A 17,327-nucleotide genomic window follows, 5' to 3' on the forward strand; every position below is an offset into this window, starting at 1 on the left:
CGATTTTTAAAATTTAAAACTCATATAAAATTACAAGCTACCAAGCTGAATGTCAACTCATTTTCAAAAAAAAAAAGAGTTTAAGATACGAATTACACATGCAATCTTTGGGGTTTAGACTCTTTTTCTGCCTCTCTGAAAATTGACTTACTTTGGCAGGAGAGCTGTCTCTGGTTTCATTAGCCACATCTCCGGCTCAAAATGTTTCAGCATCTTCTGCATATTGGTTGTATCTTCATATCTCAAAGGCTCATTTCTTTTATCGACTTTAGGTTTTAGTTAAACTTTTTCTAAAAACAGCTGGTTCAATAAAAATTCCCAATGATTTCCTATTTTTAAACAATAAAGAAATCGAATGCAAATTGTTATTGCACATAGCCATTTGAACCCGGGAGGAGTAACGCGAATAATCGAGTCTCAGATAGAAAGTCTTCCTAATGAAACGACAAAAGTTTTGGCGGGTAGCTGTTCAAGCCCCGAACAAATAACATCGAGGGGAGCCGAAATACAAATTATTGAAGAGTTAAACTACCTGGAAAACAGAAAATACGGCGACAGAGAAGCAATGAAAATGCTACACCGCGTACATAAAAAAATCAGAGATCAGTTGCCGGCCGATGCCATTTTGCATTTTCACAATTTAAATTTGGGAAAAAATCCGATTGTAACGTATGCGGTTTATTTACTGGCAAAAGAGGGAGTAAAAGTATTTAATCACGCCCATGATTTTGCTGAAGACCGTCCGGCTAACTACCAGTTTCTCAGGGAAATTCTTTCGGATATTTTTCTGCAGCGTATCGGGGAGGTTTTGTATCCTCAGCTGCCCAATTACCAATTCGGAGTTTTAAATTCGTATGATCTTGAGCGGCTGCAAAAATATGGAGTGCAAAGGGAACGAATTGAATGGCTCCCCAATCCTGTTAAGTTTAACATTTCAGAAAATGTTATGGATAAAGCAGGCACAAAAACACAGATCTGTTCAGAATTAAATCTGGATAAAAACAAACTGCTGGTTACTTATCCGGTTCGTGTAATAAGGAGAAAGAATATCGGAGAATTGATTTTACTTTCTGTTCTTTATTCTGAGGAAGTAAATTTTGTTGTAACTCAGCCACCCAAAAATCCGGTAGAAATTGATTGGTACCAAAAGTGGACAAACTTCTGCAAGCAGGAAAAGATTCCAATTACTTTTGAAGTGGGCAACAAAGTAAATTTTGAAAAATTGCTGACTGCAAGCGACTTCTGTATAACTACCAGTTACCAGGAAGGTTTTGGAATGGTGTACCTCGAGCCATGGCTGTTAAACACACCTGTTGTGGGGCGCGATATTAAGTATATCTCGCGCGATTTTAGAAACGACGGTTTTATTTTTCCGGCACTTTACAAACAAATAAATACGCCGGAGAGTAATGCTGATTTCAAAGACATGGATATAAACACTCAAATGAAAATTATTGCCGGAATAAAAAGCCTGCAAATAGAAAAGGAAAAAATATTTGAACAAAATGAGGTATTAAAATCTTTGTTTCAAAAAGTAGAATCCAAAACGATTGAGAAGAACAAAAAAATAATCAGAAATAAATATTCTATTGAAGGATATGGAACTAAACTTCAAAACCGATATAAAAAACTGGTTGGACAACCTTGAACAAATGACCCCGTTAACAACGGGATTTTGTCCAAATTTAAGACCTAATGCGACAGAAACAATCAATATAAAAGCTATTGTTTTTGATATCTACGGGACTTTGCTTATTTCATCGTCGGGTGATATCGACCAGGCTTCCCTGTCGGTTGAGAACATGGAAAAAGCTTTAGTGGCCGGGGGATTTAAAATTGAAAAGAATCCGGAGAAGATTGCAGCATTTATTCTGGAAAAGCTTCCGGAAAAAATAAAAATAAACCAGGAGAAGATCAAACAAAAAGGACATCCTTTCCCCGATATCGATATCTTTAAAGTTTGGCAGGAGATGCTGGAAAGCGCGGAGAAAAAAGGTTTGCTTTCCACAACAGGAAGCGAATCGCTTACCGATACAATATTTATTTTTGAAATCCTTAGTAATAAAGTTTTTCCAATGCCGGGAATGACGGAAATCCTTACAAAACTCAACAAAAAAGGCATTCCTTTGGGAATTGTTTCAAATGCCCAGTTCTATACACCTATTTTAATGAACTACTTTTTATCGGGAAAATTCTCTTCAGAACTTGACATTGAGTTTTTTGATCCTGAACTATCTGTTTTCTCGTTTAAGGAATTGCGTGGTAAGCCAGACGTTTCGTTATTTCAAAAATTTATTCCCACGCTAAAAACCAAATACAACATCATTCCCCGGGAAACCATCTTTGTTGGAAACGACATGTTAAAAGATGTATACACCGCTCAGAAGGCGGGATTAAAAACCGTTCTGTTTGCAGGCGATGAACGTTCGTTACGCTTGCGTGAGGATGATGAACGAGTAAAAGGAATTTTTCCGGATTTTATTATAACCGATTTAAAACAACTTTTAGATATTATTGAATGAAATTAAGTGAATTACGCATAGGAATCATACACTCGCTGATTGGAAAAAATGATGGAGTTTCCATTGTAATCGACCAAACCGTAAAAGCAATGTCGAAACACATGAAAATTAACATTGGTAATTTTTTCTTTTTGGCAGCCCACTCGTCACCTCGTTTTAATGCACAAACCGATGATGTTTTCTGGCACAAAAGTGAAGCGCACAAGGAAATCCTGATCAATTTTAACAATGAAAATGCAGAAGGATTGGACGAACTGATTCATGAAAACGCACTTTACGCAAAAAATGTGATAAAAAAATGGGTGGATGATAACTACATCGATTTGATTATCGCACACAACACTTCGCATCCCTACAATTTTATCACGGCAGTTGGTTTGGGCTACTATTTTGAAGAACTTCAGGCAGAAGGATTTATTTGGCCGAAACTGATGGTTTGGTGGCACGATTCTTATTTTGAACGCTCGATTTTTGCTCATCCCAATCCGGTCATTCAAAAATATTTAAAATACCTGCCCGGAGCCTATGTCAATTCCATTGCTTTTATCAACAAAAAGCAGGTGGAGCTGGGTAAAAAAGTGTTTCAGATGTATAACAAAGTTATTGACATCGATAGATTTTTTGAAAATCGTACAGCAGTAGTTCCCAACACTTCCGATATTCCCTGGGAATGGGAACAGTTGAGATCACAAAATGAATTTCCGATAGCACCCCCACAGGACAGTTACAACAATTCTTTGTTCAAAGATATCGGGCTGGAACAAGAGGCAAAAAGCAAAGGATTTACGCTGGAAGACACCGTTATTTTGTTACAGCACACAAGAGTTGTTCCACGTAAAAAAATTGAACTGGCAATAGACCTGGCATTTGAACTGGAAAAGAAATTCAAAAAGAACGGTAAACCCAAATGTGTTGCTTTGGTTGTTAGCGGACACTCCGGCGATGAACAAAATGCTTATTTGAACACTCTTTATGAACATTATACTGAAAAATGCAAGCTCGATCCCGACAGCAGTGTTCTTCTGATATTTGGAGAACATCACGTTTTATCGCACCGTGATATTATTGTCGATACAAAATTTTACAAGTTTGCAGAAATCCCTTCTGTTATAGCTGCGCATGGAGGTATCGGCACGTATTTTAGCGACGTGGAAGGCTTTGGAAATAATTTACTGGAAATGATTTCACTGGGACTACCGGCAGTGATTAACAAATACGAAATTTATAAAGAAGAAATTGAGAAGCTTGGTTTTATATTACCCGCAATCGATAATACCGGAATTACCAAAGAACTGGTAGACCAATCTTACCGTTTGCTTACCGATATTGAATACAGGAACCATGTTGTTTTGCACAATCTCAAAATTTTGAAAGACAACTTTGATCATGAAATTATTGCCAGCAAGTTAAAGCCAATTATCAAGAGTATGTTTATGCGCTCCTTGTGACATAGCAGCGTACAAAGACAAATTTCTTTATTCTTATTTTTGAGTTAACTACCAACATTCCCGGAAAAAACAAAACCAAAATATCATTTGGTTTGACTATATTTAAGAGTTGTAAATCTGTTTTGCAACTAAAACTTACCACTGTATTTATAGTAAAAAAGGAAAATTATGGGAGACTTTTATCAAAACGGTTTTGTTGCTACGTTACACAATTTACGTTCACGTCCTTATGAAGAACTGGAACAGAAACTTATAAAATTTAGTAAACAACGCCCTATTGGTTTAATCATCCCGTCGTTGTATTCCGAGCTTTCGCGGCAAGCGCTAAAGGATATTGTGCAGGTTTTAAAAGATATACCCTACGTTTCTGAAATTATAATTGGACTGGATCAGGCCGACGATTTTCAATACCGGAATGCGCTGGAATATTTTGCTGAACTCCCGCAACATCATCGTGTAATATGGAACGACGGTCCCCGAATGCAAAAGTTGAAGGAAAAACTGGCCTCTAAAAGGATTAACACTTCAGTTGCAGGCAAAGGAAGAAATGTATGGTTCTGTTTTGGGTACATGATTTCTTCCGGCAAATCGGAAGCAATAGCAATCCACGATGCCGATATTATTACCTACAACCGTGAGATGCTGGCACGCCTTGTTTACCCGGTTGCCGACCCAACTTTTAATTACAAATACTGCAAAGGGTATTATTTCAGGTCAGACGATGAAAAAATGCATGGTCGCGCTGTTCGTTTGCTGGTAACTCCTTTGTTGCGCACACTAAAAAAATTACTCGGGCACCATAACTATCTGGAATACCTCGACAGTTTCCGTTACCCGCTGGCCGGGGAATTTTCAATGCGGGCTGATATTATAAAAACCATTCGTATTCCTTACGACTGGGGACTGGAAATTGGAATTTTATCTGAAGTTGAGCGAAATAACTCGTTTAATCGGATTTGTCAGGTAGAAATTGCTGACCGGTATGATCACAAGCACCAATCGCTTTCTGAGGAAGATGCTGAAAAAGGACTTTCAAAAATGAGCCGCGATATTTCAAGGGCAATTTTTGCCAAACTGGCGTCCGACGGAATTACACTAAGTACCGAATTTTTCAGAACACTAAAAGCAACATACTGGAGAATCGCCCTGGAATTTGTTGATTTATACAAAGCTGATGCAGCAATGAACGGGCTTCAGTACGATTTTCATAAAGAAGAAGAGGTAATCGACCTTTTTGTAAAAAATGTGTATCAATCCGGAATAAATTTCCTGAACAATCCCGACATGGTTCCGCTCATGCCCAGCTGGAAAAGAGTACAAAGTGCCTTCCCTGAGATTTTTGAAGAATTTTATCAAATTGTTGAAGAAGATAACGATTGTATCTAAGCCAAATAAAAAAGGATGAATCTTTCAGATAAAATTTCAAAGCAACTGGAAAAACGATTGCAGTTTGTGTACAAAAAGAACTATTCTGACAAACTGTTGGTAAAACTTGCAGAAGTTATTGCCCAATACCCGAGGATTCAGCATAATAAAGAGAAATGGGATGAAAAAGAAGTTGTATTAATCACCTATGGCGACAGCATAAAAAAGGAAGGAGAAGTTCCTTTACAAACACTCAAAAAATTTCTGGATGAAAAGGTAAAGGACCAACTATCTATAATTCACATTTTACCTTTTTTTCCCTATTCCAGTGACGATGGTTTTTCGGTTATCAATTTCAGAGAGGTGAATCCCGAACTGGGAAACTGGGATGATGTAAAATCGCTCAATGAAAATTTTGCGCTGATGGCCGACCTGGTTATCAATCACGCCTCCAGTAAAAGTGAGTGGTTTCACAACTTTCTGAAACAGGAAGGAAAAGGCAAAGACTATTTTATTACCGAAGACCCGAAGACCGATCTTTCGCAGGTTGTTCGCCCAAGAAGTACGCCGCTTTTAACCGCCTGTAAAACCTCAAACGGAATAAAACACGTGTGGACCACATTCAGCGCCGACCAGGTGGATCTGAATTTTTCCAATCCTGAGCTACTCATCGAAATGGTAGATATTTTGTTGGGCTACATTTCAAAAGGGGCGCAAATTATCCGCTTAGATGCCATTGCATTTTTGTGGAAAGAAACCGGAACAACGTGTCTGCACCTACCCGAAACTCATGAAGTAGTAAAACTTTTGCGCGATGTAGCTGAATATATCAATCCATCGGTAGTTATTCTAACGGAAACCAATGTGCCGAACAAAGAAAATCTGAGTTATTTTGGAAACAACGATGAAGCACACATGGTATATCAGTTTAGTTTACCACCTCTCCTGCTCCATGCTTTACACACCGGAAACTCAGCTTACTTAAATAAATGGGCTGAAAGTTTACCTGAACTAAACGACGAGACTACTTTTTTTAACTTTACCTCATCGCACGATGGAATTGGCGTTCGTCCGCTGGAAGGACTTCTTCCTGACAACGAAAAAACCGAACTGGTTAACAATATGCAAAAGTTTGGCGGGCTGGTAAACTACAAATCCAATTATGACGGAACCCAAAGTCCCTATGAACTTAATATCACCTATTTCGACGCTTTAAAAGGAACCCAAAATGGAATGGATAATTTTCAGGTAGAACGGTTTCTGACGTCCCAAATTGTTATGATGAGTTTTCAGGGTGTTCCTGCATTTTATATCCACAGTTTAACTGCAACTCCAAATTATTTGGAAGGAGTTGCTAAAACAAAACACAACCGAACCATCAACCGAAGAAAGTGGAATTTTGATGAACTTCAGCAAATACTAAACAGCGATACACCTCAGAAAAAAGTATTTGAGTCACTGCAAGAGCTTATTTCCCTTAGAAAAAGGCAAAAAGCTTTTCACCCAAATGCAAAGCAGGAAATTCTGGAGATGGGAAACCATTTGCTTGCATTGGCCCGGATATCAAAAAACAAAAAACAAACGATTGTATTGGTTGCAAACCTTACAGACAAAGAACAATCGTTTACTCTTTCTGAACAATTCAAACTTTGCACCTTTGATTTGATTGAAAATAAAAAAATAAGCCAAAAATCCTTAAAGCCATATCAGTGCATGTGGTTAAGCACTATTTAAATTAAATCAAAAAAACAACATTTATTTTTTGAAGCTTCCAGCCATCTTTTAAACTATAAAACAGTTGCCGGTTTAAGCAACGTTCATACAAATAATTCTTCCTGTAACCTTTTTCAATTTTGTCGACCCCCTGCAACATTTCACCCGTAAAAACGGTCTGATAAACGAATTAACTCACATAAATACATCGGGTTATATACTTTGCGTTTGAGAAAAGCGTTTTATTAGGTACCAAAACTAAAAGCAAACAGCCATGGAAACAGATGTTTTTCTGAACGAATATCAGAAAGAGCTGGATTTAAAACTATCTGACAAACACAGATTGAATCTGGCCAACAGCAACAAAAAAGGCGAAGAAGACGGGAAAAGAAATTTGCCTTCGGTTGACGACACATTTGTAACCCCTTACGAACACGAAATCAGAAATAATTATCAGGCAGAAGTTGAAGAGTTATATAAAAACGGGAGGCAGGTGCTTGATGATTTAAAAGATCGAAACTATAAACCGGTTAGCAACGAATTAAAAGAATTGAGTCCGGATAAAATCCAACTGCTTTTAAATGAAGCCGGGAAGGAAAAAGCAAGAAAGCTGGAAGAATTAAACAACAACCACCTCGACACAGTAAAAGACATCGAAAATTCGCCACACTACCAGACTTCAAAAAAACGTTTTGAAAGAATTAAAAACCGCTGGGAAGAAGTCACTAAAAAACACAACAGAGAAGAACTGAACATTCATTTTAAACCCTACTGGGCCTACATTTTACTGTTGTTTGCCATTGGAATTGCAGAGTTCCCTTTAAACAACCAGGTTTTTGTTTCGTTTCGGGAAACTCCGTTGCTGACTTTGATAATGGCAGGTGTACTGGTTATTACTTTGCCTTTTCTGGCACATGCTGCGGGTAAAATTCTGAAACAGGCAAAAACACATAAAATCTACCCTTTCCTTTTTATTCTGCTGGTTCTGACTGTTGCTTCGGTAAGCTATTTTACAGCCCTGTTACGAACCAACTACCTGGAAGAACTAGGAGTTCCTGAAGAACAGCTTTTTCTGGACCAGTGGACCTTTTTTACAATCGGTATAATTCTTTTTCTGGTCGGCACAATAGCTTCCTTTTTTGCACACGACGACAGCAATGAATTTGTTGAGGTTTATCACAAATTTCACAAAGAGGAAGAGGCTTTTGTAAAAGTAGAGAAGGAAATCAACGACAAACGGACTGCCGAAAAAAACGAATATGATTTACAACGAAAAGAAATTCAAAATGAATATTCCGAAAAAACGGCATTATTTAAAAACCGTATTCAGGATTTAAACACACAGAAAATTCAAATCGCCGGAAACTATAATAAAGTATTGGCCTTTTGTCAGGGTATGGAGCGAAAAATAAACAGTAATTTTAAAGAAGCCATTTTTAATTACCGTGATACCAACCTCACTTTCCGGAATAACCATAAACAGCCCAAATCGTGGGCAGAAACGCTTGGCAATTTAAATGGTTACTTCTCTGACATCACTGAACTCGACAAATCATAAAAGAAACAATTATGAATATTAAAAAGTCAGGTTATTATTGGATATTGCTTCTGTTCACTTTTGCCTCTTGTAAGACTGAAGTAGCAAAAACCACCGACATTTGTGTTCTGATTGATGTTACCGATGAAAAATTCAGAGACGAAAACTTTGTATCTGAAAGTGTACCCAAACTGTTAAAATTAATGAAGCTTGACAAAGAAAACGGAGGATATTCAGGAGCCAGTATAAAACTTTCGCTGATAAATGAAATTTCCGATTCAAAGTCAAAAACAGCTAAAATTAAAGCGGGAGAAACCGGGATGATGGGCGAAAATCCTTTAAACCGTAGAGATGAAGTAGTAAAATTTTGCGAACAATTTGAAGCTAATTTTTCACAGATATTAGCCAGTGCAGACTGGGGAACCAATGCTTCAAAAATTTACCAAAAGGTGACCCGCGAACTGATAAAAATGAAAAATATGGAAGGCGACAAAAAATACCTCGTTGTCTATTCCGATATGCTTGAAAACAGCGATTTGTTTAGTTTTTACGGAAGCAATTGGGAAACAGCGATAAATAAAATGATCGAGAATCCCGAAGAAACGTTGGATAAACTGGGGAAAAAAGGGCCGGCTTTGCCCGACTTAAGTGAATTTATCATTTATATTGTCCCGCACCGGACTCCTGAAAATGATCAGAAAATTAATCTTTCGGAACAATTTTGGACAACACTTTTTGAATACCGCGGAGCTACGGTTATTTTTAATTCGGTATTAGAAGTTTAAGTAATTTTGCTGTAAAACGAATAAACCGAGGCCTATCACAGGTAACTAAAAAACGGTGGAACGTCATTCTGAATTTATATCAGGATATGTTTATTTGTAATTTGAGATTCTTAAACAGGCTCAGGATGACGAGAAAACTGACATCTGGAATAGTCGTTTTGTTTTCAACAATACCGGCTGCCAAAATATTCTTTGGCATGTTCCTGCAAATTCCTGCTATTCTACGAAACATTTTCCGGGTATTTTCCTGTATAAACTAAAACAAAAACATAAAGATAACTGCCATGAATTCCAGTCATTTTATCCGGGTTTGCGGCTCGATCGCAAAAAAAGAATCACTAATCCCGTGGAAAAAAAATATACTCCCCAATACAAGTGTTGCCGAAGCCAACTTACCGTACTCAAATTATTACGGTACCGTTCCTGAAAAAGCCATCCCAAATTCTATTTTTCTTTTTACAAAGGAGTATTATACACTCGAAGAAGTTTTGCGTTTTTCACAAAAAATAAAATCGTGTGCGCTGGATAAATTAAACGTGGCAACAGCAACTGTTACTTTCAGCAGTAACCAATCCCATGCTATTCGGATAAAATACCTGCCCGATTATCAACACATCAGGAAAATTCAGGAATGCTTTGAAAAACAAGGAGTGATTCTTGCCAAAAAAATCCATATCGAAAATGAGGCTTTTATTAAAATAAACAAATGTTTTATACTGGAAGAAATTGAAGAAAATATTTACATGGATTATGAAGAAAAAAACAAAGGATATCTTCTCAGTAACCGGCTTTTAATACAGGGTGAATTTTATGAACTGTTGAACAATATCAGACTAAATGGCAACTGCAGACTTTTTGATGCCGCCAAAGGAGGAATCATCATCAATTCCGAAGTAAAAGAAATTATGCGTATTTATTCTGAACAACTCGACACAACTTTGCTCAAATGCATTCAAAATCAAGTCAATAAAATCTTCAAACAGAAACTACAGGCGCACTATTAGTCCCCTTTTTTGAGAAAAAAACGTTAGCCACCTCAACAGATTATAGTCATCTCTTATTTCCAATTAGGGTACATCCTGCTGAACCTATTTCAGGCTCTCTCTATTTGAAACAAATTTTGAAATATACCGAATATCGGGATGAACGATAAAAATACACATTAAGGCTTTCGCCGACTTAGTTTTTCAACGCTTCTTCAATTTCAGCCAGTTTATCTTTCACATCCTGACTGTTGGGTTGAAGTTCCAGCGCTTTTTTATACCAGAAGCGGGCAACCGAATAATTTTGTGTATCAAACGCAACGGATGCCTTTTCCAAATGGCTGTTAAATAATTCTCCCGACTGCCCGGCTAAACGTTCATTTACCAATCGTTCAATTTCGGCTAACTGAGTTCTGGGATAGTCTTCATCCGATTTAACGGAAAGCGCTCTGTTATACCAACCACGCGCAACAGCGAATTGATTTTCCCGGAAAGTAGAATCAGCTAAATTGACAAAATTCTGATAATCCCGATCGCGCTGATTGGCCAGTAAACCACCAACCAACCTGTTTATTTCATCTATTCTCTGTGGCGGATATGTTTCTTCCGGTTTTACATCCCAGGCTTTGTAATACCAACCACGCGAGGTGTTGTATTCTTCATTGTCAAAATAAGAATCAGCCATTCTGATGTATTCATTGTACAATGCGCTAAGTCCGGCTTCACTTGTAATTTCACTTTCCGCTGCTTCCGTATTCATTTGCTGAATTTCATTTCGGCGTCTCTCCAAATCAGCTGCAGCCTGTTGTTCTGCTAAAATACGCTCCTGTTCCTGTTTGAAAATATCGTCGATTTTGCCGATTTGTGATTTTGGATATTGCTCATCCGGCTTTACACCGAGTGCTTTTTCGTATTCTGTCTTAGCTTCAGTATAAGACTCTGTTTTGAAAAAACCATCGGCTGCGACAATAATACTTCTGTACTCTTCATTTACCTGTTGCTGGCGCAGAATCTCGTTGATTTCTTCTATTTTTTGAGTAGGATATTCCTCTGCCGGCTTTAAAGCTGATGCCTTCTGATAATTTGCTTTTGCATCGTTGTAATTTTCTGCTCTGAAAAAATTGTCGGCTGTTTGAATTGCATTTTCATAATTTCGGTCCAAGGCTTCGGATTCTCTCTGGGCAGTCGCAATTTCTTTCAGAAGCTGGGTTATCGCATCCAACTGTTGTTGTGGATAGCTTTCTTCCGGTTTGATGCCCAAAGCAGAACGGTATTTATTGCGTGCATTTTCGTATTCACTGTTGTTGAAAAATCCGTCGGCACTCAAAATTGCTGCATTATACAAACTGTCCTGCTCTGCCTGAATCGCGGCCAGACGAGCCTGTTCTGCTGCTTCTGCCTCCGATGCCAGGCGGGCTCGTGTTTCCACAATCGAATCGATTTTGGAAATCATCTCATCCGGGTACGCTTCATCAGGTTTGGCACTTTTGGCATCGTTATACGCTGTTTTTGCCTGCTCAAATGCTTCACGGCGGAATTCACGGTCGCCTTGTGCTACCGCATCTTCATACGCTTTTTGTGCGGCTGACAACTGTGACAGAAGTGTTGCTATTTCGTCAATCCGCTGCTGTGGATAGCTCTCTTCCGGCTTGATGTCCAACGCAGAACGGTATTTGTTGCGTGCATTTTCGTATTCATTGTTGTTGAAAAATCCGTCGGCGCTCAAAATGGCGGCATTATACAAACTGTCCTGTTCTGCCTGTATCGCGGCCAGACGAGCCTGTTCTGCTGCTTCCGCCTCCGATGCCAGGCGCGCTCGTGTTTCCACAATCGAATCGATTTTGGAAATCATCTCATCCGGGTATGTTTCATCGGGTTTGGCGCTTTTGGCATCGTTATACGCTGTTTTTGCCTGGTCAAATGCTTCACGACGGAACTCACGGTCACCTTGTGTTACCGCATCTTCGTACGCTTTTTGTGCGGCAGATAACTGTGCCAGAAGTGTTGCTATTTCGTCAATCCGCTGCTGTGGATAGCTTTCTTCCGGTTTGATGTCCAAAGCAGATCGATATTTGTTGCGTGCATTTTCATATTCACTGTTGTTGAAAAATCCGTCGGCACTCAAAATTGCGGCATTATACAAACTGTCCTGCTCTGCCTGAATCGCGGCCAGACGAGCCTGTTCTGCTGCTTCCGCCTCCGATGCCAGGCGCGCTCGTGTTTCCACAATCGAATCGATTTTGGAAATCATCTCATCCGGGTACGTTTCATCGGGTCTGGCGCTTTTGGCATCGTTATACGCTGTTTTTGCCTGGTCAAATGCTTCACGGCGGAATTCACGGTCGCCTTGTGCTACCGCATCTTCATACGCTTTTTGTGCGGCTGACAACTGTGCCAGAAGTGTTGCTATTTCGTCAATCCGTTGCTGAGGATAGCTTTCCTCCGGTTTGATGTCCAAAGCAGAACGGTATTTGTTGCGTGCATTTTCGTATTCATTGTTGTTGAAAAATCCGTCGGCACCCGCAATGGCGGCATTATACAAACTGTCCTGTTCTGCCTGAATCGCGGCCAGACGAGCCTGTTCTGCTGCTTCCGCCTCCGATGCCAGGCGGGCTCGTGTCTCTACAATCGAATCGATTTTGGAAATCATCTCATCCGGGTACGCTTCATCAGGTCTGGCACTTTTGGCATCGTTATACGCTGTTTTCGCCTGGTCAAATGCTTCCCGGCGGAATTCACGGTCGCCTTGTGCAACCGCATCTTCATACGCTTTTTGTGCGGCTGACAACTGTGCCAGAAGTGTTGCTATTTCGTCAATCCGCTGCTGTGGATAACTTTCTTCCGGTTTAATGTCTAAAGCAGAACGATATTTGTTGCGTGCATTTTCGTATTCACTGTTGTTGAAAAATCCGTCGGCACCCGCAATGGCGGCATTATACAAACTGTCCTGTTCTGCCTGTATCGCTGCCAGACGCTCCTGTTCTGCTGCTTCTGCCTCCGATGCCAGGCGGGCCCGTGTTTCCAAAATAGAATCGATTTTGGAAATCATCTCATCCGGGTAGGTTTCATCGGGTTTGGTATTTTTAGCACTGTTGTAGGAGTTAAGAGCTGCATCAAACTCCTCGTTTTGAAACTGTTTATCTGCCAGGGCAATTGCTTCGTCATACGCTTTTTGCATTTCCTGCATGCGACTAATCATTCCACGAATTTCCTCTATCCGAACAATCGGATATTGTTCTTCCGGCTTTATATCCAGAGCCTTTCTGAACTTTGCCACCGCCGCTACCAGTTCATTTTGTTCAACCAACAGATCTGCTTCGTCCACTGTCTGCTGATATTGTCTGTCTTTTTCCTGTGCAAGCGCGTCCAAACGAGCTTGTTCAGCAGCTTCCTGCTCTGCCAGTAGCCGGACTTGCTCCTCCAGAATATTATCTATTTTCTGAATCATTTCAGGCGGATAAGTTTCTTCCGGTTTTATAGTTCCTGCCTCCGCATAAGCCGTTTTTGCTTCGTTGTAGCTTTCTTTCGAAAACAAATTATCAGCGCGGCTGATGGTTTGACTGTACCGTTGATCCAGAGCTGCAATACCCCGCAAAATACCATCTATTTCTGAAATCTTGTCTTTGGGATATTGTTCTCTTGATTTTAAAGCCAGTGCCTCGTTATATCTGCTTTTTGCATTTTCATAACGCTCTCCGGAAAACAACTGATCTGCTTCAGCAATAATTGAGTTATATTGTTCGTCAACCTGGAGAGAAGCAAGAATCCCGTCTATTTCCTTAATTCTGTCCTGCGAATGTTTATCATTGGCTCTTAATTCCAGCGCCTGATTATACAAACTTTTTGAATTTTGATATTGTTGGGCCACAAAAGCCTCATCCGCCTTTTGAACTGCAGCGATAAAATCAGCCTCTGCATTTAAAGTCTGCCGAATCAAAGAAATCCGTTCTGATGGATGGGCTTCTTCAGGAAAAATTTCCAGCGCTTTTTCATAATCAGCCAATGCATCCTGCAACTCTTCTTTTTTATATGCTTTGTCGGCCGAACTTATCAGTTTATCATACAATGTTTGATTCGCCAGCCGATCCATCAATTCTTTTATTTCCTGAATACGGGATGTTGCTTTTTCGTCGCCCGGTTTATATTTTAAGGCATTTTCATACGAAGCCAGGGATTTGTCGTAAAACTGTTTTTCATAGTTTAACTCCGCCTGAAAAATTGCCTGTTCATAATTTTTCTGGTTCTCTGTATTTTTAGCCAATTCAGCCAGTTTCCCGTTAATTTCACTTATTTTTGATTTTGGGTATGCTTCGTTAGGCCTCAATTGCGATGCTTCTGTAAAAATCTGTAAGGCTTCATCGTAAAGCACTTCATTAAAAGCGTTATTCCCGCGAACAATTAAATCCTGATATTGCTGTTCGGTTTGCTGATTTTTTAGAATTTCATTTATCTCGTTAACACGCTGGTTGGCATGATTATCAGTCGGGCGGATAGAAAGCGCACGATTGTATGAATTCCGGGCCTCAAAATATTTTTGCGCATTAAAAAACTGATCGGCATTTGTTATAAGTGTATTAAATCGTTCAGTCAGGGCTTTATCCATTTCTTCAGCCACCATTATTATGCCCAAAAGATCATTTATTTCCGCAATCCGGTCTTTGGGATATTGCTCATTTGGAAAAACCTGGTTTGCTGCTTTGTATCCATCCAGCGCATCCAAAAATTTTTCATCTCCGTACTCTGCATCAGCGTCCTTCAAAAGCTGGTCGTATTCTTTTCGCAACTCAGCCAGTTCCGCACGTGTCAGGCGAGAGAGATAATCTTCCTCCTTGCCAATCATCTGCGCCTGTAAAATCGCCTGATCGATCAAACTTTTTATTTGTGCATTATTATAATATAAATCAGAGATAAAATTACCAACCTGTGGACTGTAATATATCTTCAAAACCGTATTTTCTGAAAACGATTTATCAATTCCTTCGATTTCAGTAAAAAGGTTGACATCAACAGGAAAAGGAGGGTATGAAGGATTTGACAACGCCACTTCGCGTGGGAGGTTGGTGTCAACAGTTATTTTTTGAGAAAAATTTCCGGCCAATGAAAAAATCAATTCGAATTTATGTCCGTAATTTAATTCCACTTTATAATTTCCGTCTGAGCCAACCCCATAATTATCGAGCCGGCGACCGTTCTGGTACATCTCAATAACAGCTCCTTCGACACTTCCTTCTTCCACACTGATTTTTCCTTCAACAGCTAAACCATTCCTCCTTTGTGCATTTGAAAAAGGAACTACTCCCTGCAGAAAAACGAAAAAGATGACTGATTTAAAAAACAAGCCCTTCATGTAAATTTCTTTCATTTAAAATCAAACGAAGATAAAAACAATAAATTATTCGTGACAAATTGAAAATAATTTTGATCTTTTTTAAACAAAACCCTTGTAATATGTACCAATTTAAAATATAAAATGTTAGTTTGCCAACAAATAAATCCGAAATTAATTTGAATGAAACGCGAAGCATCACTTTTCGAAGCTCTTTTACCAATTATTATTTTGATTATTTTATTAACCCTGAATGTCATTCTGTTTGACGACACACTTGGTGGCGCGAACCAGATTGCATTAATAATTTCAGCTGCAATTGCAGGTTTAATCGCTCATCGGTTAGGACTAAAATGGGGCAAAATCAGAGAAAAAATTGTATCAACCATTGGTTCAGCAATGCCGTCAATTCTAATTCTTTTATTGATTGGGTCGCTTGCGGGTACATGGATGATAAGTGGTGTTGTTCCGGCAATGATATATTACGGACTGGAAATCATAAATCCAAAGCTTTTTCTTTTTACTGCGGTTGTTGTCAGCGCCATTGTAAGTGTAGCCACCGGAAGCTCGTGGTCTACCATTGCGACGATTGGGGTGGCTTTACTTGGCATTGGAAATGCCCTGGGAATGAGTGAAGCTCTGGTTGCCGGAGCAATTATTAGTGGTGCATATTTTGGCGATAAAATGTCGCCGCTGAGCGATACAACCAATCTGGCACCTGCGATGGCAGGCACCGATTTATTTACCCATATCCGGTACATGGCTTTTACCACTGTCCCGTCAATGACTGTAACCTTAATTATTTTTCTGATTTGGGGATTTCGTTATGATTTCTCCGGTGCTGTTATTGATGTTGAGAATGTGCAAACAGCAATAGAAGGAACGTTTAACACCAATCCTTTACTGTTCTTAGTGCCGGTAGCTTTAATTACAATTATTATTCTGAAAGTACCACCTTTACCAGCCTTATTTGCAGGTACAATTCTGGGGGGTGTCTTTGCCATTATTTTTCAACCTCATATTGTTACCGAAGTGGCAGGAGTAGCCGATGATTACTTAAAAGCTTCCTATATTTCACTAATGCAATCGATGTTTGGCGATGTTTCACTCACCACAAGTGATCCGAAGGTAACTGATTTGCTGAGTACTTCGGGGATGCGTGGAATGCTGGATACTATCTGGTTGATCCTTTCGGCAATGGTTTTTGGCGGCATTATGGAATCAGCCGGATTGTTAAAAAGAATTACACAGCCAATTGTGAGGTATGCAAAAAGTACCGGCAGTTTAGTTGCTTCTACCGTGGGAACCTGTATCTTTTTTAATACCACTGCATCCGACCAATACCTGGCTATTGTTGTGCCCGGCAGAATGTACCGGAAAACTTATCAGGATAAAGGCCTGGCCCCTGAAGTTTTAAGCCGAACATTGGAAGACAGCGGAACAATGACCTCTGTTTTAATTCCGTGGAATACCTGCGGAGCAACTCAATCGAGGGTGCTTGGCGTGGATACGATGGCCTATGCCCCGTATGCCTTTTTTAATATCATCAGTCCGATGATGTCGATACTCTTCGCCTATTTTAACATTAAAATCAGGAGGTTAAGCCAAAGTAATAACAGAGACAAAAATATTGAAAAGGAATAAGTCT

General features: G+C 39.5%; 10 protein-coding genes. 9 read left to right on the forward strand and 1 reads right to left on the reverse strand.

Features of this window, described 5'->3' with window-relative positions; genetic code table 11:
- Positions 1–355: 355 nt before the first annotated feature.
- From GM418_RS01965 to GM418_RS02000, 8 genes are all read left to right on the forward strand, one after another.
- A complete protein-coding gene (locus tag GM418_RS01965; RefSeq protein WP_158862625.1) occupies positions 356–1,648 on the forward strand; it encodes a glycosyltransferase in 1,293 nt (430 codons plus the stop codon).
- On the forward strand, positions 1,599–2,522 hold the full coding sequence (locus GM418_RS01970; protein ID WP_158862627.1) for an HAD family hydrolase: 924 nt from the start codon (positions 1,599–1,601) through the stop codon (positions 2,520–2,522). Before GM418_RS01965 ends, GM418_RS01970 begins: the two co-directional genes overlap by 50 nt.
- Positions 2,519–3,970: a glycosyltransferase family protein gene (locus GM418_RS01975; RefSeq protein WP_158862628.1), complete on the forward strand. Its 1,452-nt coding sequence runs from the start codon at positions 2,519–2,521 to the stop codon at positions 3,968–3,970. Before GM418_RS01970 ends, GM418_RS01975 begins: the two co-directional genes overlap by 4 nt.
- 168 nt (positions 3,971–4,138) lie before the next feature.
- Positions 4,139–5,356 (forward strand): glycosyltransferase family protein, encoded by a 1,218-nt coding sequence (locus GM418_RS01980; protein ID WP_158862630.1) that lies wholly within the window; start codon positions 4,139–4,141, stop codon positions 5,354–5,356.
- A gap of 15 nt (positions 5,357–5,371) precedes the next feature.
- Positions 5,372–7,069, forward strand: a complete 1,698-nt coding sequence (locus tag GM418_RS01985) for a sugar phosphorylase (RefSeq protein WP_158862632.1) — start codon at positions 5,372–5,374, stop codon at positions 7,067–7,069.
- Positions 7,070–7,322: 253 nt separating this feature from the next.
- Entirely contained in the window at positions 7,323–8,606 is a 1,284-nt protein-coding gene (locus GM418_RS01990; protein WP_158862634.1) for a hypothetical protein, read from the forward strand.
- An 11-nt stretch (positions 8,607–8,617) separates the two neighbouring features.
- Positions 8,618–9,370, forward strand: a complete 753-nt coding sequence (locus GM418_RS01995) for a hypothetical protein (RefSeq protein ID WP_158862636.1) — start codon at positions 8,618–8,620, stop codon at positions 9,368–9,370.
- Between the two features lie 284 nt (positions 9,371–9,654).
- A complete protein-coding gene (locus GM418_RS02000; protein ID WP_158862638.1) occupies positions 9,655–10,374 on the forward strand; it encodes a hypothetical protein in 720 nt (239 codons plus the stop codon).
- Between the two features lie 175 nt (positions 10,375–10,549).
- On the opposite strand, the gene GM418_RS02005 is transcribed toward GM418_RS02000, so the two are convergent.
- The gene (locus GM418_RS02005) at positions 10,550–15,715 is read right to left on the reverse strand and encodes a hypothetical protein (protein WP_158862640.1); all 5,166 of its coding nucleotides are present in this window, start codon (positions 15,713–15,715) and stop codon (positions 10,550–10,552) included.
- Between the two features lie 147 nt (positions 15,716–15,862).
- On the opposite strand from GM418_RS02005, the gene nhaC reads away from it, so the two are divergent.
- Entirely contained in the window at positions 15,863–17,323 is a 1,461-nt protein-coding gene (gene nhaC / locus GM418_RS02010; protein ID WP_158862642.1) for a Na+/H+ antiporter NhaC, read from the forward strand.
- The last annotated feature ends 4 nt before the right edge of the window (positions 17,324–17,327 follow it).

This window comes from Maribellus comscasis, from assembly GCF_009762775.1.
Taxonomy (GTDB): domain Bacteria; phylum Bacteroidota; class Bacteroidia; order Bacteroidales; family Prolixibacteraceae; genus Draconibacterium; species Draconibacterium comscasis.